General features: G+C 70.6%; 16 protein-coding genes and 1 pseudogene. 8 read left to right on the top strand and 9 right to left on the bottom strand.

Going from position 1 to position 16681, the window contains the following annotated elements; translation table 11 throughout:
- Positions 1 to 39: 39 nt before the first annotated feature.
- The 4 genes from DEIMA_RS15380 to DEIMA_RS15395 form a co-directional block, all read right to left on the bottom strand.
- The gene (locus DEIMA_RS15380) at positions 40 to 1143 is read right to left on the bottom strand and encodes an AI-2E family transporter (RefSeq protein WP_013558203.1); all 1104 of its coding nucleotides are present in this window, start codon (positions 1141 to 1143) and stop codon (positions 40 to 42) included.
- 53 nt (positions 1144 to 1196) lie between these two features.
- Positions 1197 to 2171 (bottom strand): helix-turn-helix domain-containing protein, encoded by a 975-nt coding sequence (locus DEIMA_RS15385; RefSeq protein ID WP_013558204.1) that lies wholly within the window; start codon positions 2169 to 2171, stop codon positions 1197 to 1199.
- Positions 2172 to 2322: 151 nt separating this feature from the next.
- On the bottom strand, positions 2323 to 3225 hold the full coding sequence (locus DEIMA_RS15390) for an ABC transporter permease (protein WP_013558205.1): 903 nt from the start codon (positions 3223 to 3225) through the stop codon (positions 2323 to 2325).
- Positions 3225 to 5159, bottom strand: coding sequence for an ABC transporter permease (locus DEIMA_RS15395; RefSeq protein ID WP_013558206.1), 1935 nt, complete (start codon positions 5157 to 5159; stop codon positions 3225 to 3227). The genes DEIMA_RS15390 and DEIMA_RS15395 overlap by 1 nt, the downstream gene beginning before the upstream one ends.
- 306 nt (positions 5160 to 5465) lie before the next feature.
- On the opposite strand from DEIMA_RS15395, the gene ndk reads away from it, so the two are divergent.
- Positions 5466 to 5879, top strand: coding sequence for a nucleoside-diphosphate kinase (gene ndk, locus DEIMA_RS15400; RefSeq protein WP_043817478.1), 414 nt, complete (start codon positions 5466 to 5468; stop codon positions 5877 to 5879).
- Positions 5880 to 5941: 62 nt separating this feature from the next.
- Positions 5942 to 7102, top strand: a complete 1161-nt coding sequence (locus DEIMA_RS15405; protein ID WP_013558208.1) for an acyl-CoA dehydrogenase family protein — start codon at positions 5942 to 5944, stop codon at positions 7100 to 7102.
- Between the two features lie 9 nt (positions 7103 to 7111).
- Here the strand turns inward: DEIMA_RS15405 and DEIMA_RS15410 are convergent, their stop codons facing one another.
- Positions 7112 to 8002 carry an ROK family protein gene (locus DEIMA_RS15410; protein WP_245528331.1) on the bottom strand — a complete coding sequence of 297 codons (891 nt, stop codon included), beginning with the start codon at positions 8000 to 8002 and terminating at the stop codon, positions 7112 to 7114.
- A gap of 58 nt (positions 8003 to 8060) precedes the next feature.
- Positions 8061 to 8618, bottom strand: coding sequence for a hypothetical protein (locus DEIMA_RS15415; RefSeq protein WP_013558210.1), 558 nt, complete (start codon positions 8616 to 8618; stop codon positions 8061 to 8063).
- 144 nt (positions 8619 to 8762) lie between these two features.
- Between DEIMA_RS15415 and DEIMA_RS15420 the strand changes: the two genes are divergently transcribed.
- The 4 genes and pseudogenes from DEIMA_RS15420 (at position 8763) to DEIMA_RS15430 (ending at position 12578) form a co-directional block, all read left to right on the top strand.
- Positions 8763 to 9929, top strand: coding sequence for a pyridoxal phosphate-dependent aminotransferase (locus DEIMA_RS15420; protein WP_013558211.1), 1167 nt, complete (start codon positions 8763 to 8765; stop codon positions 9927 to 9929).
- A gap of 254 nt (positions 9930 to 10183) precedes the next feature.
- Positions 10184 to 10657, top strand: a pseudogene (locus DEIMA_RS18510) (TerD family protein); the annotation flags it as partial.
- Positions 10658 to 10828: 171 nt separating this feature from the next.
- Positions 10829 to 11557, top strand: a complete 729-nt coding sequence (locus tag DEIMA_RS18515; protein ID WP_043817482.1) for an AIM24 family protein — start codon at positions 10829 to 10831, stop codon at positions 11555 to 11557.
- Between the two features lie 106 nt (positions 11558 to 11663).
- On the top strand, positions 11664 to 12578 hold the full coding sequence (locus DEIMA_RS15430) for an L-lactate dehydrogenase (RefSeq protein WP_013558213.1): 915 nt from the start codon (positions 11664 to 11666) through the stop codon (positions 12576 to 12578).
- On the opposite strand, the gene DEIMA_RS15435 is transcribed toward DEIMA_RS15430, so the two are convergent.
- Genes DEIMA_RS15435 through DEIMA_RS15445 form a run of 3 tightly spaced genes read right to left on the bottom strand, consistent with a single transcriptional unit; the run spans position 12575 to position 15155 of the window.
- Positions 12575 to 13597, bottom strand: a complete 1023-nt coding sequence (locus DEIMA_RS15435) for an LptA/OstA family protein (RefSeq protein WP_013558214.1) — start codon at positions 13595 to 13597, stop codon at positions 12575 to 12577. The two genes, DEIMA_RS15430 and DEIMA_RS15435, sit on opposite strands and share 4 nt — an antisense overlap.
- Positions 13598 to 13644: 47 nt before the next feature.
- A complete protein-coding gene (locus DEIMA_RS15440) occupies positions 13645 to 14541 on the bottom strand; it encodes an LptA/OstA family protein (protein WP_013558215.1) in 897 nt (298 codons plus the stop codon).
- A gap of 17 nt (positions 14542 to 14558) precedes the next feature.
- Complete coding sequence (locus tag DEIMA_RS15445) at positions 14559 to 15155, bottom strand: hypothetical protein (protein WP_043816839.1); 597 nt, start codon at positions 15153 to 15155, stop codon at positions 14559 to 14561.
- Positions 15156 to 15264: 109 nt separating this feature from the next.
- Between DEIMA_RS15445 and DEIMA_RS15450 the strand changes: the two genes are divergently transcribed.
- Both DEIMA_RS15450 and DEIMA_RS18050 read left to right on the top strand, forming a co-directional pair.
- Positions 15265 to 16026 (top strand): TatD family hydrolase, encoded by a 762-nt coding sequence (locus DEIMA_RS15450; RefSeq protein ID WP_043816841.1) that lies wholly within the window; start codon positions 15265 to 15267, stop codon positions 16024 to 16026.
- Positions 16027 to 16044: 18 nt separating this feature from the next.
- Positions 16045 to 16665 carry a hypothetical protein gene (locus tag DEIMA_RS18050; RefSeq protein WP_013558218.1) on the top strand — a complete coding sequence of 207 codons (621 nt, stop codon included), beginning with the start codon at positions 16045 to 16047 and terminating at the stop codon, positions 16663 to 16665.
- Positions 16666 to 16681: the final 16 nt, after the last annotated feature.

Raw genomic sequence — 16681 nt, forward strand, 5'->3', positions numbered from 1 at the left:
AGCGCCAGGGTGGTCCCCGGCGCTTCTGCCTGCGGGGCGTCAGGGCCCTTCGGTGTACACCTTGCTGGGGTAGTAATACTCCTCGATCAGCAGCTTCCCGAGCGCCGCGAGCGGCACGGCGACGAGCGCGCCCACGATGCCGTACAGCGTGACGCCCGCGAGGATCGCCAGGATGACCGTGACGGGGTGCAGGTTGGTGCTCTTGCCGAGAATCATCGGGGAGAGCAGGTGCGCTTCGATCTGGTTGGCGAACACGAACACCACGATGACCAGCACGACCTTCAGCCACCCGGCGGCAGCGGCGAGCAGCAGCGCGGGCGTGATCGCGATGATCACGCCGAGGTACGGCACGATGTTGAACGCCCCGGCGAGGAACCCGAGCGCGGGCGCGCTCGGCACGCCGCAGATTGCGAGGCCCACCGCGACGATGATGCCGACGCATGACGCGATCAGGATCTGGCCGCGCAGGTACCCGCCGACGGCGTGTTCCACGTCGCGCGAGAGGTTCAGCACGAACGGCTGCCAGGAGCGCGGGAAGGCGCGCAGCAGCGTCAGGCCGATCTTGTCGAAGTCGAGCATCATGTAGATGGCGATGATCAGCACCGCGAGGCCCTCGGCGAGGGTGTTGGCGAAGCTGAACGCGCCGGTGAGCAGTGACGACTGGTACTTCTGGAGGTACGGTACGACGACGCTGCTGATCTGCGACAGGCCGCCCCCGGTGAAGTTCTCGATCTGTTCGCGCAGCGGTACCAGGAACGCGTGCTGCTGCGCGAGACGGTCAATGAAGGTGGTGGTGTTGCGCGCCAGTTCGGGGAGCTTCTGGATCAGGTCGCTGAGCTGCCCGATGACGGTGACGAGCAGCGTGCTGCACAGCGCCAGGAAGCCGAGCAGCACCAGGATCACGATGATGACGCCCATGGCGCGCGGCAGGCGGCGGCGTTGCAGCCAGATCAGCAGCGGGTTGGTGAGGTACGCGACGATGTACCCGATCAGCCCGAGCACGATCACGTGCGCGAGCGAGCCGAACACGCGCGAGGCGGCGTAGAGCATCAGCAGGAACACGAGGGCGCGCACCCAGGGGCTGCGCCACACGTACTGGAAGGCGTTCTCGCGTGGTGGCGCGCTGTGCGGGGACGGGAGCATACGCCCACGCTAACACGGGGCTCAGGGGGGTCCCGGCAAAGGTCGGCGGAGGGTTAAAACGTGCGCGTCAGGGCACTCGCGGACGCGCCGAACGCCTCGGCGGTCTGGCCGTTCACGCTGACCTGCACCGCCGTGGGGTTTCCGGCACGGACCATGACGCCGCTCGGGAAGTCGCGGGTGGAGCCGGGGGTGGGGATGCCTTCGTACAGGGTCCGGCCGGCCTGCGTGACGCGCACCCACGAGCGTCCGGTGAAGGTGAGGCGCACGCCGGTGGCGGGCGTGGCCGCCGGGGTGGGGACCGCGTCCGGCGTGGGCGTGCCGGTGGCCGCCACGGGCGTGGTCGGCTTGGGTGGCGGGGGCGTGACGGGCACGAGGGCGGTGGTGCCGCTGCCCCGCTGGAGCTTCACGGTGTACGCGACGTTGCGCTGCAGCGGAATGCGTTCCTCGATGGTCTTGAACCCGCCGTATTCCACGCGCAGGTTCGCGGTGTCGCGCGCGTCGAGCGGGAAGCCGCTCACGGGCGTGAGGCCCAGGAACCGGTTGTCGAGGTACACGCGCGCGCCTTCGGGTTGCGTGCGCAGCGTGAGCTTCACCTGCGTGGCGGGCGCGGTGGGCGCCGGCGTGGTCGCGTCGCTGGTCTGGGCGGGGCGGGCGATCCACGCGGTGTACCCGAAGTACCCGAGGACGCCCACGGCGAGCAGCGCGGACAGCGTGCCGGCGATCAGGCCGGTGGGGAGCGCGCGGCGCGGGCGGGTCCTGATGGTGGGGCGCGTGATGGTGGGCGTGTCGCTGGCGGCGCGGGGGACGTGGGCGTCGAAGTCCGCGAGCAGCGGCGCGGGGTCCAGGCCCAGGGTGCGCGCGAGCTGCTGCACGTACGCGCGGGTGTACGTGCGTTCCGGCAGGGCGCTGAGGTCGCCGGCTTCGAGCGCGGCGAGGTAGTCGGTGCGGATGTGCGTCCGCTGGGCCAGGTCCGCGAGGGTCAGGCCTCGTTGTTCGCGGGCATGCTTGAGTTGTTCAGCGAACTTCACGGGCGGCCGTCCTCTCTGCGCAGCATTCACGTTCAGTGTAGCGCGGCGGGCATGAGCGGACGCTGCGGTGAACCTTACGCAGTCGTGTCCCGCGGCGGGCAATGTAAGCACGCCCCCACCGCGCGGTGGGGGCGTGCCAGGTGAGGCGCGGTCAGCCTTCGAAGGGTTTCCCGATGGCTTTGGGCGCTTTGCTCTTGCCGGTGAAGATCAGCGCGAGGATCGTGATCAGGTACGGCAGGGCCTCCACGAAGGTGGGGGGAATCAGGTCGGTGTTGCCGAACTGGATGCTCAGGGCGCGCAGGAACCCGAACAGCAGGGTGGCGCCGAGCACGCCGAACGGGCGCCACTGGCCGAAGATCAGCGCGGCGAGCGAGATGAAGCCCAGGCCGGCGGACTGGCTGCGCGTGAACGCGTCGCTGTTGCCGATGGACAGGAACACCCCGGCGGTGCCGGCGAGCACGCCGGACAGGATCACGGCGCTGTAGCGGATGCGTTTGACGTTCACGCCGGTGCTGGCGGCGGCGGCGGGGTGTTCGCCGCTGGCGCGCAGGCGCAGGCCGTACGGCGTCTTGTACAGCACGTACCATGCGACCAGCACCATCAGCACCGCGAAGTACACGGGCGGCGTGAAGCGCAGCTCGCCGATGCCCCACAGCGGGAGGGGGTTGGCGACGTTCTTGCTTTCGGTGGTGACGTTGTACAGCGCGCTGAGCACGACGGGCGGCACGCCGGTGGCGAGCAGGTTGATGGCGGTGCCGCTGATGATCTGATCCGCGCGGTACTTGATGCTCAGGATGCCGTGAATCCAGGCGATGAGACCGCCGACGATGGCGCCGGCGAGCCAGCCGACCCAGGGGGCGGCGGCGCCGAGCTGTCCTTCGATCTGCTGGGTGATGACGGCGCCGGTGAGCGCGCCGAAGATGATGAGGCCTTCCAGGGCGATATTCGTGACGCCGCTGCGTTCGCTGTACAGACCGCCGAGCGCCGTGAGGAGCAGCGGGGCAGTGGAGCGAATCAGGATCGCCAGGAACGAGATGGTGAACAGCTGATCCATTACTGCTCCTCGCGTCGGGCGTCACCGGCGTTGGTGACGTTGGGCAGGGGGGTAGCGGCTTCCGGCGTGCCAGCGGCGCGCGCGGGCATGGCGTTCTTGTCGACGCTTACGCCGGCGTCCACGGCTTTCACCAGGGCGGGCGGGGGCGGATCAGTGACGCGGCGGCTCAGGAACCCGCCGGCGGCGATGAACAGCACGATCAGGGCCTTGAGGACCGTGACGATGTCCTTGCTGAGCGCGTCGAGTTTCTGGTCGACGACCTGCCCGCCGGTGTCGAAGGTGCCGAACAGCGTGCTGGCGGCGACGATGCCGACGGGGGTGCTCTGGCCCATCAGGGCGACGGTGATGCCGTCGAAGCCGACGCTGACGGGGAGGCTCTGCTTGAGGTTGTACTCGTCGAGCGCGCCGCCCATGGTGTAGTGCGTGGCGGCGAGGCCCGCGAAGGCGCCGGAGAGCGTCATGGCAAGGATGGTGTTGCGCGCGACGCTGATGCCGCCGTACTGCGCGGCTTTGGGGCTGAGGCCGACGGCGCGCAGCGCGTAGCCGGCGCTGGTGCGCCACATCAGGACGCCGAACAGGACCACGGCGGCGAGCGCGAGGAGGAAGCTGAGGTTCAGGGTGCTGCCGGCCAGGGCCGGGTCGATGTTGGCGGGCACGCCGACGCGCCAGAACGCGAACAGGCTGACGAGGGCAGCGACGCTGGCGATCAGGGTGCGGCGGACGTTCTGGCGCAGGCCGAAGTACAGCGCGGCGAACACGATGACCGCGATGAGCGGCGCGAGCGTGATGCGGCCCTGCCCGGCTTCGAGGCCGAGGAGGTTGCTGATGGTTTCGAGGCGCGCGGTCGGCTGGAAGTCCTGGCTTTTCGCTTCGAACGATTCTTCCGGCTTGAAGGGCAGGTTGTACTGCCGGCCGAGGAACGTGAAGGAGTTGCTGCTGAGCAGGAACACGAAGATCGCGCTGGCGATGTAGTTCAGCATGATCGTCACGACGACCTCGCTGCTGCCGAAGCGGGCCTTCAGGAAGCCGGGGATGGCGCCCCACAGCGCGCCGCCCGCGGCGGCGGCCAGGATGGTGAGGGGAATGTGGAGCACCGCGGGCAGGTGCACGTACACGCCGACGAGCATGGCGACAATGGCGCCGACGGTGAGCTGGCCGCCCGCGCCGATGTTGAACAGGCCGGTGCGGAACGCGAAGGCGACGCTGAGGCCCGTGAAGATCAGGGGCGTGGCGGCCTTGAGGCTGTCGAACAGTCCGGAGAGGCTCTTGAGCGGCGCGAACAGGGTGCTGTACACGAACCACACCAGGTCCGCGCGGGACTGGAGGTACGCGCCCACGCCGAGCGGCTGACCGCTGCTGTTGATGGTGGGTTGCACGATCAGCACGACGATCGCGCCGACGATGATCGCGAGGGCGATGGACACGAGCGGGACGAGCAGGCCACGCATGCGGTTCAGGCGGTCCCACCAGGACTGGCGGGCGCTGAGGCCTGCGAGGGTGATGGCGAGGCCGGACAGCAGCGGGAGGACGAGGCCGAGGCTGATGCCGCCGCCTTCGTAGAAGCGGCTGAGGCTGCGCAGGGCGCGGCGGCCGAGGCCGAGGCTGGGCAGACCGGCAATGACGCTGTTGAGACCGGTCTTGAAGCTGATGATGGCGAGCACAGCGCTCACGAGGGTGGCGAGGCCGGCGATCCACAGCCAGCGCGCGCGTTGCACTGCGCCGACGAGGGCGGCGGCGAGCAGGGCAATGGTCGCCCAGGCGAGCGCGAGGGTGGTGCCGGTGGCGGGAAGCTTGAGGGACTGGAGGTCCGCGCCGGCGAGGTTCAGCGTTCCGCCGAACAGCCGCACGAGCAGGCCTGCAGTTTCGTCGTTGCGGCCGACGGTTGCCAGCGGGAAGGCCAGCAAGCCCACAAGCGCGACCAGCGCGGCAATCATGCTGATGCGCGCGGCCACGGGTGATGGGCGCAGGGAGGTGTCTTGCGTCACCCGCTTATTGTACTCGTCACACTCACCTCATGATGGGAAGAAACAAGATACCGCTTCCATGGCCGCGCCGCGCGAACTCTGCCTAAATCCTGCGCTACAGGAACCTCACCTGCCCGTATGTTGAGGGCCGCTCCACGCCCCCCACCACGCGGTGAAAGGTCAGCCGTATCAGTGTCCCCGGGCCCCCGGACCTCGGGACAGTAGGAGGGGGCGCTGACGGCGCGCCGATCAAAATCGGGTATGCTGAACGACCGTATGGAACGCACTTTTGCCATGATCAAGCCCGACGGCGTGCGCCGCGGCCTTACCGCCGAGATTCTCGCCCGCATCCAGCGCAAGGGCTACCGCGTCGTCGGCCTCAAGCAGATGGTCATCCCCCGCGAAACCGCCGAAGCGCACTACGGTGAGCACAAGGAGCGCCCCTTCTTCGGTGAGCTGGTCGACTTCATCACCGGCGGCCCGGTGGTCGCCATTGCCCTCGAGGGCGAGAACGCCATTGCCGGCTGGCGCGCCATGATGGGCGCCACCAACCCTGCGAACGCCGCTCCCGGCAGCATCCGCGCGGACTACGCCACTACGGTCGGCGAGAACGTTACGCACGGGAGCGACAGCCCCGAGAGTGCCGAGCGCGAACTGGGCCTGTTCTTCAAGCCCGAAGAGCTGCTCTAAACGTTCCACGTGAAACGCGGCGCGCCCTCCGGGGCGCGCCGCGTTTGGCTTACGCTGGGCGCATGCTCGACTACCTGCACGCCCTGGACCTGCTGGCTCCCGAGGACCGCGCGGCGCGCGCGAGCGTCCGCGCCTTCGCGGACGCCGAACTGCTCCCGCACATCGGGGGGTGGTGGGACGCGGGGCACGCCCCCACCCGCGACCTGATGCAGCGTTTCGGGGCGCTCGGCCTGCTCGGCCCGAAAACCCCCGAAGCGTACGGCGGAGCGGGCGCGAGCAGCGCCGCGTACGGCGTCATGATGTACGAACTGGAACGCGCCGACAGCGGCCTGCGGTCCATGGCGAGCGTGCAGGGCAGCCTGGTGATGTACCCGATTCTCGCGTACGGCAGCGACGCGCAGCGCCGACGGTACCTGCCGGAACTCGCTGCGGGCCGCCTGATCGGTTGCTTCGGCCTCACGGAAGCGGACGGCGGGTCCGACCCGGGCGCCATGCGCACCCGCGCGCGCCGCGACGGCCAGCACTACGTCCTGAACGGCACGAAGATGTGGATCACCAACAGCCCCCTCGCGGACGTGGCCCTCGTGTGGGCCAAGGACGACGACGGGCACGTCCGCGGCTTCCTCGTGGACCGCGACACGCCCGGCTTGCACACTCCCACCATCGAACGCAAGATGAGCCTGCGCGCCAGCACGACCGGCGAGGTGGTGCTGGACGACGTGCGCGTGCCCGCCGAGCAGATGCTGCCGGACGCACGCGGCCTCAAGGGCCCCCTGTCGTGCCTTACGCAGGCGCGGTACGGCATCGCCTGGGGCGCACTCGGCGCGCTCGAAGCCGTCTACGCCGCGACGCTCGCCTACACGACCGAACGCACGACCTTCGGTCGACCCCTGGCCGCGCGGCAGCTCGTGCAGGACAAACTGGTCGGTATGCTGACCGCGCACACGACCGGCCTGCTGCTCGCTGCGCGCCTCGGGCAGCTCGCGGACGCCGGCGCCCTCACGCCCGCGCAGGTGAGCCTCGGGAAGCGCACGAACGTCCGCGCGGCGCTGAACGCCGCGCGCGCCGCGCGGGAACTGCACGGCGGGAACGGCATCACCACCGAGTACCCGGTCATCCGGCACATGCTGAACCTCGAAACCGTCGACACCTACGAGGGCACGCACGACGTGCACACCCTGATCGTCGGGCGGGACCTCACTGGCCTGAACGCCCTGGAGTGAACGTGGGCGTTACGGCGCGCGCTGGGTGAGGACGGCCGCGCCCAGCAGCGCCGCCTCGTCGAACCGTACGCTCGGGCGGCAGGCCACCCCCGGAAGCGCTCCCTGGAGCGCGTGGCTGAACAGCGGCCACGCGCGCGCCACATTGCCGCCCACCACCACACACGACGCGCCGAACGCCGCCACGTGCGGACGCAGGATGGCGCCCAGGTGCCGCCCGAGCGTCTCGAACGCCGCGCGGGCAGCCGGGTCGTGGGGGGCGCGGCGCGCGACTTCGGCGGCGCTGGCCGTCTCCCCCGTCTGCGCGGCGTACGCGCGGGTGACGGCCGCGCCGCACGCGTACGCCTCGGCGATACCGTCCAGGTACGGCGTGTTCCACAGCTCCCCGCCCGGCGGCACGTCCACGCGGTCCGTGATCACCGCGCCCGCGTCGATGAACCCGGCCCCCAGGCCCGTGCCGAGCGTCACGCCGATTACGCGGGCTTCACCACGCGCCGCGCCCGCCCACCACTCCCCGAGGGCGAACAGGTCCGCGTCGTTCCCGAACACCACCGGCAGGGCCGCGAGCGGCGTCCCCGCCAAGCACGCCCGCAGGCCACCGAGCACGTTCAGGCCGTACAGCGCCGCGAACTTGTGCTGCAGGCGCGACACGCCGGTGGCGTACTCGAACGGCGCGGGCACCGCCAGCCCGATGGCGTCCACGCGCGCCGCGCCCGCCGCGTGGCGCGCCGCGTCCGCCCACGCCTCCAGAATCACGTCGGCGGGCGCGTCCTGCGGGACGGGCGCATGGATACGGGAGGACGGCAGGACGGCGCGCGCGGACGCGTCCACGACCGCCGCGGTCACATGACTGCCGCCAATGTCGAGCGCAAGGGCCGAGGAAACAGGCGTGAGCGTGGGCACGAGCGACAGCATACGGCGCCCCGAGGGGCGCCGCGCGGACGCTCAGTAGTGCGGACGCTCAGTAGTACAGGATGTCCCAGTGGTTCGCCCAGTACTCGTCGGCGTAGATGTTTCCCGCCGCGCTCTTGTACTGGGGTGCGCCGTCGCCACGGTTCGCGATGCGCGTGAACGAATTCGTGATGTACGACGCGATGCAACTGTTCTTGCTGATGTCCAGCTTGTAGCCGTTCCAGTGGCTGTACGTGCCGCTCGCGTGCCCCACCTCGGTGCCGCCCGTGATGGTGATGCTGCACCCAGAAGCGTTCCGCAGGGTGACGATGCCGTCGATGGTGCCGCTGTTCACCTGCTCCAGCGACGTGCACGTGGACGTGTAGCGGTCGGTGCAGCCACCGCTCGACGTGACGCCGATGCCCGCATTGCGGACGCGGGAACGCGCCGTGGAGTCCGAGAGCTTCACGCCGCTGAGCGCCGCGAGGTCCGGCGCGGGGGTGTCCGCCGCGGGCGCGGCGGTGCCCGGCTCGGTGGTGGCGTCCGGGGCGGTCGAGGCCGTGTTCCCGCACGCCGCGAGCGTGAGGGCGAGGGTGGCGGGCAGCATGGCAATCCAGATTCGGCGCATGATTTCTCCTTCTCGGGGGGGCGAACCCAGCGTACCCCGCGACCGTCACTGCCCCGTCACACGCCCGGCACCCAGGGCGTTGCCTAGCGCGTTTGTCTTGCAGTGGACCGGGCGCCCGGGCCGCCCGCGTGCTGTAGTTGAGGTATGTCCCGCATTCCGCTGTCTTCGAAAGTCCGCGCGCTCAAGCCGTCCAGCACCGTCGCCGTCACTTCCCGCGCGCTGGAACTCCGCCGTGCCGGCGTGGACGTGATCAGCATGTCGGTGGGCGAACCGGACTTCGACACGCCCGCGCACATCAAGGCCGCTGCCGCGCGCGCCCTGAGCGAAGGGAAAACGAAGTACACGCCCGTGAACGGCATCGGTGAACTGCGCGAAGCCATCGCCGCGAAGTTCGAGCGCGAGAACGGCCTGACGTTCACGCCGGACGCCGTGACGGTCACGAGCGGCGGGAAGCAGGCGATCTTCAACGCGCTGTTCGCGCTGCTCGACGCGGGCGACCAGGTGATCATCCCCGCGCCGTACTGGGTGAGCTACCCGGAAATGGTCCGCTTCGTCGGCGGCGAGCCCGTGGAGGTCCACACCCGCGCCGAGGACGGCTTCGCGCTCGACCCGGACGCCGTCGCCGCCGCCATTACGCCCCGCACGCGCGTCATCCTGCTGAACAGCCCCGGCAACCCCACGGGCGCCGTGTACCCCCGCGAGGTCCTGCAGGCCGTCGCGGACCTCGCGCGCGCCCACGACCTCGTGCTCCTCACGGACGAGATGTACGAGCACCTCGTGTACGACGCCGAACACGTGAGCGTCGGCACGCTCGCGCCGGAACGCACCATCACGATCAACGGTGCCAGCAAGGCCTACGCCATGACCGGCTGGCGCATCGGGTACGCGGCTGGGCCCGCCGACGTGATCCGCGCCATGAACGCCATCCAGAGCCAATCCACCAGCAACGCCAGCAGCGTCGCGCAGTGGGCGGCCCTCGAGGCGCTCACGAACGTGGACGCCACCGCCGCGTTCGTGAGTGGCGCGCTCGCCGCGTACCGGGAGCGCCGCGACCGCATCGTGAGCGGCCTGAACGCCCTTGGCCTGCGCACGCCCACGCCGGACGGCGCATTCTACGTCATGGCCGACACCACGCCCATCCACGCGGACGAACTGGAAGCCGCGCGGCGCATTCTGGACGACGCGCGGGTGGCCGTCGTGCCCGGCACGGACTTTGCCGCGCCGGGCATGGTGCGGCTCAGCTACGCCACCAGCCTGCCCCTGATCGACGAAGCCCTCAAGCGCATCGGCGGACTCCTCCAGGGTCAGTGACGGGCAGCGCCTGCACTCCAACCCTCAGACGCCCGTGAGGGGCAATCCAGGCCAGGTCCGCGCACACGGACCTGGCCTGGGTTGAGCCGCCGGGTGCTCCACGGTCCCTGAACGCCCCTCCGTCTCGTTCGGGCCTGTGGTCGGCCGCTCGGGGGTGCCGGTGGATGGTGGTCAGCCGTGCGCTCGCAACCCGGGCGGCCCTGGTCGCATAGTGAGGCATACAGCGCCCACCCGGGCGCGGAGAGGACCTGACCATGACGCAACTGCAACGCGGTGAGAAACGCAAGCTCGCGGACCTCACGCCGAACCGCACCCTGACCGTGCAGGTCACGACCGACCACGCGGGCGCGGACGTGAGCGTGTTCGGCCTGAACGCCGACCGGAAACTGCAGGATGACCGGTACTTCGTGTTCTATAACCAGCTCAGCAGCCCCGGCGGGGAGGTGACGCTCACGCCGGCCACGGGAACGTTCACGGTGCACCTGGACCGCCTGCCGGCGGGCGTGGAGCGCCTGATGTTCGTGGTAACGCACGACAGCGCGCCGTTCTCGCGCACGGGCGCGCTCACGCTGACGCTCGGCGACCCGCAGCCGCGCGCGACAGTCACGCTGCGCGGCGCGGATTTCGGCACGGAACGCGCCGTCATGATCGCCGAGGTGTACCGGCACGCGGGGGAGTGGCGCGTGGCGAGCGTCGGGCAGGGGTTCGCGGGTGGCTTGGACGCGCTGCTCACGTACTTCGGCGGGCAGATCGCGGACGCGCCCGCCAGCCCGCCCGCGCCCGTCGCCCCGGCGCCCACCTACACGCCCGCACCTCCAGCGCCGACGCCCAGCCCGGCGGCCTCTCCCCCACCCGCGTCCGCCCCGTCAGCACGCCACAACGCGCACGGGTCGGCGCCCGTGTCACTGCGGGACTTCCTGGCGCGCACCGCCGAGCGGGACAACCCCGGGGACGTGTTCGAGCTTGAAAGCAGCAAGATGCTGGAGGTGAAGGTCAACGGGCGCATCTGGAGCAAGATGGGCGCGATGATCGCCTACACCGGCAACATGACCTTCAAGCGGGAAGGCATGCTGGAGGGGGGCGTCATGAAAGCCCTGATGCGCGCCGTCAGTCAGGAGAGCGGACCGCTCGTGAAGATCGAGGGGCGCGGCACGTGCTACCTCGCGGATCAGGGCAAGGAAATCGCGATCATGCGCCTGCAGGGCGACGCGCTGAACGTGAACGGCAATGACCTGCTGGCGTTCGAGGACAGCCTGCAGCACGACATCGTGATGATGCACCGCGTTGCGGGCATGGCGGCGGGCGGGCTGTTCAGCGTGCGCCTGCGCGGAAACGGCATGGCCGCCATCCTGTCGCACGGGAAGCCGCTGACGTTGCGGGTCACGCCGGGCGAGCCGATCTTCACGGACCCGAACGCCACCATCGCGTGGAGTGAGCACCTGCAGCCGCAGATTCGCGTGGACGCCAGCCTGCGCAGCATGTTCGGGCGGGGCGGCGGCGAGACGCTCCAGATGGTCTTCCAGGGGGACGGGTTCGTGATCGTCCAGCCGTACGAGGAAGTGCCGGAGATCAGCAAGTCCAGCAGTTCCGGCGGGAACCTCGGGAATCTCGGCGACCTGTTCGACTGAGCGCGCCTCCCCGCGCGGCGCACCAGGAACGGGCGCCGCGCGGAAATGGACCGGCGTCTTTTGTGAATCGCCACGCACCTCATGCGCGCGCCCGTACGCTCGGGGCATGAAGGTCGGCATTGTCGGGGCGGGATTCGTGGGGGCGACGGCCGCGTACGCGCTGCTGCTGCGCGGGCGCGTGCGGGACATCGTCCTGGTCGATAAGGATGAGCGGCGCGCGGAGGCCGAGGCGCAGGACATTGCGCACGCAGCGCCCGTGTCGCACGCCGTGCAGGTCCGTGCGGGCGGGTACGAGGCCCTGGCGGGCGCGCGGGTGGTGCTGCTCACCGCCGGCGCGAACCAGCAGCCGGGCGAGACGCGCCTGGACCTGCTGCGCAAGAACGCCGCGGTGTTCCGCGACGTGGTGCCGCAGGTGCGGACGCACGCGCCGGACGCGGTGCTGGTCGTGGCGACGAACCCGGTGGACGTCATGACGCACCTCACCATGGACCTCGCCGGGCCGGACGCGCGCGTGCTCGGCAGCGGCACGGTGCTGGACAGCGCGCGCTTCCGGCATGAGGTGGCGCTCCGCGCGGGCGTGGACCCGCAGCACGTGCACGCGTACGTCCTCGGGGAGCACGGGGACAGCGAGGTGCTCGCGTGGTCCGGCGTGACGGTCGCGGGGTTGGGCGTGGCGGCGTTCATGGCGGCGCGGGGCCTGCCGTGGGATGACGCGGTGCGCGCGGACATCGACGGGAGCGTCCGCGACGCGGCGGCGCGCATCATCGGTGGGAAACGCGCGACGTACTACGGGGTCGGCGCGGCGCTCGCGCGCATCACCGAGGCGGTCTTGCGGGATGGCCGGGCGGTGCTGACCGTGAGCGGCCCGAGCGGGTACGGCGTGAGCCTGAGCCTGCCGCGCGTGGTGGGCGGCGCGGGCATCGTCGAGACGCTCACGCCGGACCTGACGCCGCCGGAGACGGCCGCGCTGGAACGCAGCGCGGCCGTGCTCCGCGAGGCCGTGCGCGGCCTGGAAGGTTAGGGGGCCGTCGGGGGTGGGGCAGCGGGGGCGTCGGGGGTGGCGGGCGTGCCCGCGTCCTCGAACTTCCCGCTGAGCTTCCCGACCGCCACGACCGAACCGTCGTCGAGGTTGTACCGGATGGCCTCGGCGCGCAGCGTGTCGCCGCCGCTGACCGTCTCGGCCGGCTGCTCGGCGGTGCCGCGCAGGATGGCGATGTTCGCGGCGTCGTCGTACTCCACGCGCGCCGCGCGGCTGGTCCGCTCCCCGTCCTTGAGGGTGACCTTGCCGACGAGTGTGGTGGTTTCCGCATCGACGTTCACCTCGATCTGCTCGCTGGTGCCCGTCAGGGGCGCGCCGCCCGCGCGGTCCGCGGTGCGCTGGAAGCTGATGGGTCCGTCGATGCGGGCGAGGCCGTCTTGCTCGTCGTACACGAGCTTGCTGCCTTTCAGGCTCGTGCGGCCCTGCGTGACGCGGACCGTGTCGGGCTTGACGGCGGGCGTGGCCTCCACGCCGCAGCGGCTCAGGCGGTCCGTCTTGCCGGCCGGGACGTCCTCGAGGAAGCGGGCGGTACCGGCACTCACCTCGATATGCCCGTCGCCGCCCTGCTTCTTGGTGACGACCGCGAGCGGCGCGGTCACGACGTTCTTGTCGATGGTGATGCGCACGCCCGGCTCGCGCGCGTCGCTCGCGACGGACACACTGGGGGCGTCCTCCGGCTCGCCGTCCTGCGGGCCGCAGATCGTGAAGATCCCGATGTCGAACGAGGGCGCGGTCGTGACGACGCTCAGGACGCGTTCCTTGCCGTCCTTGCCTTTGCGGGTGAGCGAAATGCCGCCTTCCGCGCTGGCGTCCGCGTCCGCCGTGTCGTCACCGGCGGGCGCGTCCGTGCCCACCGGTGCGGGGGCAGGGGCGGCGCCCGGCGCCGGGGCCGCGCCCGGAGCGGGTGTCGGCGCGGGCGTGGCGGGGCCCTGCTGGGCCAGTGCCGCCCAGGCGGGCAGCGCCAGCAGGGCCGTGAGGGCGAGAATGCGCGCGCGGTACATGCGCCCTCAGGATGTCACGCGCCCGCTGGCGCGCGCTGCTGCCTGCGTCACTTCTCGCCGGTCACGCGGAACTGGTCTTCGGGGATTTTGAAGCCGCCCGGCAGGGTGCGCACGCGCGCGAGGTCCGTGCGCTGCTCCAGCGCGCCGCTCGCGGGCGCCTTCACGGTCGTCTTGTTCTTCGCGTCGACGCTCACGGCGTTCCCGATGACGTACGCGACGTTCTTCTTGTCGTCGTAGTACATGGCGTTGCCGGTGGTGGTCACGTCGCCCTGCACGAGCTTCACGCCGCCGCGCACGTACATCAGCTTGCCTTTGGTGAGGATGCGCGCTTCCGTGCCGGTGATGACCAGTTCCTTCTGGCTGCCTTTCGCGGCGCGGTTCATGCGGACGTTCCCGGTGAACGCACCGAGCTCCTTCGTCTCGTCGAACACGAGCTTGTCGCTGGCGCCGGTCTGGTTGCCGTTCACGAGTTTCACGCCGCCGGTGCTGGTGCTGATGTTGTTGTCCACGTCGAGGCTCATGGCCTGCGCGCTGATGTTCACGGGGTCGCCGCCGTCCGTCTTGTCCGGCACGAACACCGCCGAGGGGTTGTTCTTCAGCACGCCCTGACCGTCCGCTTCGCTGTACGTGAGGCTGCCGCCCTTCGCGGTGAGGCGACCGCGCGTGACGACGACGCTGCCGTCGAAGGTCGCGTTGCGTTTCCCTTCGGCGCTCGTGATGGGCGTGCCGCTCGGCGCGCTCAGCACGGCCTTCTGCGCGGTGATGCCGAGCGTGCTGACGTTCGCCTTCACGGGCGCGCCGGGCTTCCCGGTGAACGTCCACGGGCCGTTGCGCAGGTCACCCTGGAAGATCTTGCTCTCGAACTTCAGGATGCGGTCCGCGGTGGCGGCGAGGGTCGCGCCCGTGAGGGTCAGGGCGGTGAGGACAGCGGTGCGTTTCATCATGGTGAGCCTCCGTGAGGTCAGGGGTTGGCGGGGACGGGCACGAGGCGGCCGTTCTCGCAGCGTTGCGTCTGATCGAGGTTGGCCTGCAGGGCCTGGTCCTCGCCGTTGGTGTCTTTGAGGTCGAAGCTGGCGCGGACGTTCCGCATGGTCCACGTGCCGTCCGGGAAGCGGATCCGCGCGTTCGGCGCGGTGTACCCGTACGCCTGGTCGACCTTCACGGGCTCCTGGGCGGTGCCGCTCAGGTCCAGTGACGTGCACTCCCGCACGACGACCATCTGGGCTTTGTTCATGAGGAGGTTGTCGCTGCCGTCGATTTTGACGGTGGACGCACTGAGGGTCGTGTCGAGTTCGGGCGTGCCGGTCTGCGGGTTCGGCACCCAGCGCTCCCCGCGCGAGAGGCCCGTGAGGACGCTTTCGTTCGAGACGGGGTCGTACTGGACGTTCTGCGCGCCGAACCGCCACTGCGCGTCGGGGTCGCGGGCGGGGTACAGCTGCAGGGACACGCCCTCCAGGCGGATGCCGGTGGTGTCCGCGGGTGCCTTGGACGGCAGGAGCGCGAACACCAGGCCAAACGCGAGGAGCACGGCCAGTGCGGTGAGGCTGAGTTTCAGCACGCGTGCATCATAGCGAAGGCCCCTCATGAGAGTGCTGAAGTTCCGGCGATAACCCTGGCGTGCGCGTCAGGTTCGCTTCATGCCCGCCGGTTTCCGGTACGTTCAGGGCATGTTCGACACGCACTGCCACCTCGATTACCTGGATGACCCGGCGAGCGCCCGCGCGGAGCTGGGCCTGACCGGCATGGTCTGTATCGGCGCGGACCCGCAGCACGCGCGCAACGCCATTGCGCTCGCGGAGGCGTACGCGGACGTGTACGCGACGGTCGGCCTGCACCCCACGGACGCGAAGGCGCAGGACAACGCGGAGACGCGCGCGCTCATTGAGTCGATGAGCGGGCACGCGCGCGTCGTCGGCATCGGGGAGACGGGCCTGGACGATTACTGGCATGACGATGAGCGCGCGGAGCAGCGCGCGGCGTTCGCGTGGCAGCTGGACCTCGCGCGGCGCCGGGACCTGCCGGTGGTGATTCACACGCGCGACAAGGCCGGCACGGAGACGGCGTCGCTGGGCTGCATCGAGGAGCTGCGGAACGCTGGGTGGCGGCGGGGCATCCTGCACTGCTGCAACGGGCACGTGGGGCTGCTGGAGGCGGCGCTGGAGTTGGGGTTCCACGTGGGGTTCGCGGGGAACGTGACGTACAAGAACGCGCGGGAGATTCAGGCGGCGGCGCAGGTGGTGCCGCTGGACCGGCTGCTCCTGGAGACGGACGCGCCGTTCCTGGCGCCGGTGCCGAAGCGTGGGAAGCCGAACCGCCCGGGGTACGTGCGGTACACGCTGCAGTTCATCGCGGGGCTGCGCGGCCTGGAGGAAGCGGAGCTGGAGCGCCTCACGGATGAGAATGCCCGGCGGGTGTATGGCCTCGCCTGAGCCGGAGGGGGGCCGGCCGTGCCTATGATGCCGGACCTGCTGCTGCCGTCGGCCGCCGAGTGTCAGCGGCGTGCGCAGGCGCTGGCGGTGCTGGACGCGGTGCTGTTTCCGGCGTGGGATGCGCGCACGTTCCGGTACGACGCGCACTGGCCGGCGTCGGACGGGCTGGCGTCCATGCAGGACGGGCCAGGGGCGGAGGCGTTCATGCTGTTCGCGCGGGGCGGCGCGATCTTCAAAACGTTCGATCATGAGCGGCCCGCCCGGGACGTGGACCTGCCGGGCCTGCGGCCGCGCGTGCCCGTGGCGTACCAGGGGTTCTGGTCGGAACCGGCGTTCACGCTGGATAACGTGACGTGCCTGGGGTGGGTGGAGCACGGGGCGTGGCAGGTGACGGGGCCGGTGAACGACAATCCATTGTTGCTGCTGCTCGCCGCGCCTGACCCGGCGCGCGCGTACGTGGCGTGGGCGGAGGATCAGGGCGAGGGGCAGGTGTCGCTCGTGGCGGTGCAGGCGGTGTTCGATCACGCGCCGCTCACGGGGGCGCTGGTCGCGCTGCTCCGTCCGCACGTGACGCTGGAGGCGTTGCGCGCCGATCTCGACGAGATCGGCTACCCGAACAGCGCGGCCCGTCGCTCCTGACCGAACGGGGCGGCGC

Source organism: Deinococcus maricopensis DSM 21211, assembly GCF_000186385.1.
Classification (GTDB): domain Bacteria; phylum Deinococcota; class Deinococci; order Deinococcales; family Deinococcaceae; genus Deinococcus_B; species Deinococcus_B maricopensis.

What these genes read in the sequence shown, in the direction of transcription:
- DEIMA_RS15380 (WP_013558203.1), bottom strand. Translation starts at nt 1,143, where the DNA reads ATGCTCCCGTCCCCGCACAGCGCGCCACCACGCGAGAACGCCTTCCAG.
- DEIMA_RS15390 (WP_013558205.1), bottom strand. Translation starts at nt 3,225, where the DNA reads ATGGATCAGCTGTTCACCATCTCGTTCCTGGCGATCCTGATTCGCTCC.
- DEIMA_RS15395 (WP_013558206.1), bottom strand. Translation starts at nt 5,159, where the DNA reads ATGATTGCCGCGCTGGTCGCGCTTGTGGGCTTGCTGGCCTTCCCGCTG.
- ndk (WP_043817478.1), top strand. Translation starts at nt 5,466, where the DNA reads ATGGAACGCACTTTTGCCATGATCAAGCCCGACGGCGTGCGCCGCGGC.
- DEIMA_RS15405 (WP_013558208.1), top strand. Translation starts at nt 5,942, where the DNA reads ATGCTCGACTACCTGCACGCCCTGGACCTGCTGGCTCCCGAGGACCGC.
- DEIMA_RS15415 (WP_013558210.1), bottom strand. Translation starts at nt 8,618, where the DNA reads ATGCGCCGAATCTGGATTGCCATGCTGCCCGCCACCCTCGCCCTCACG.
- DEIMA_RS15420 (WP_013558211.1), top strand. Translation starts at nt 8,763, where the DNA reads ATGTCCCGCATTCCGCTGTCTTCGAAAGTCCGCGCGCTCAAGCCGTCC.
- DEIMA_RS15430 (WP_013558213.1), top strand. Translation starts at nt 11,664, where the DNA reads ATGAAGGTCGGCATTGTCGGGGCGGGATTCGTGGGGGCGACGGCCGCG.
- DEIMA_RS15435 (WP_013558214.1), bottom strand. Translation starts at nt 13,597, where the DNA reads ATGTACCGCGCGCGCATTCTCGCCCTCACGGCCCTGCTGGCGCTGCCC.
- DEIMA_RS15440 (WP_013558215.1), bottom strand. Translation starts at nt 14,541, where the DNA reads ATGATGAAACGCACCGCTGTCCTCACCGCCCTGACCCTCACGGGCGCG.
- DEIMA_RS15450 (WP_043816841.1), top strand. Translation starts at nt 15,265, where the DNA reads ATGTTCGACACGCACTGCCACCTCGATTACCTGGATGACCCGGCGAGC.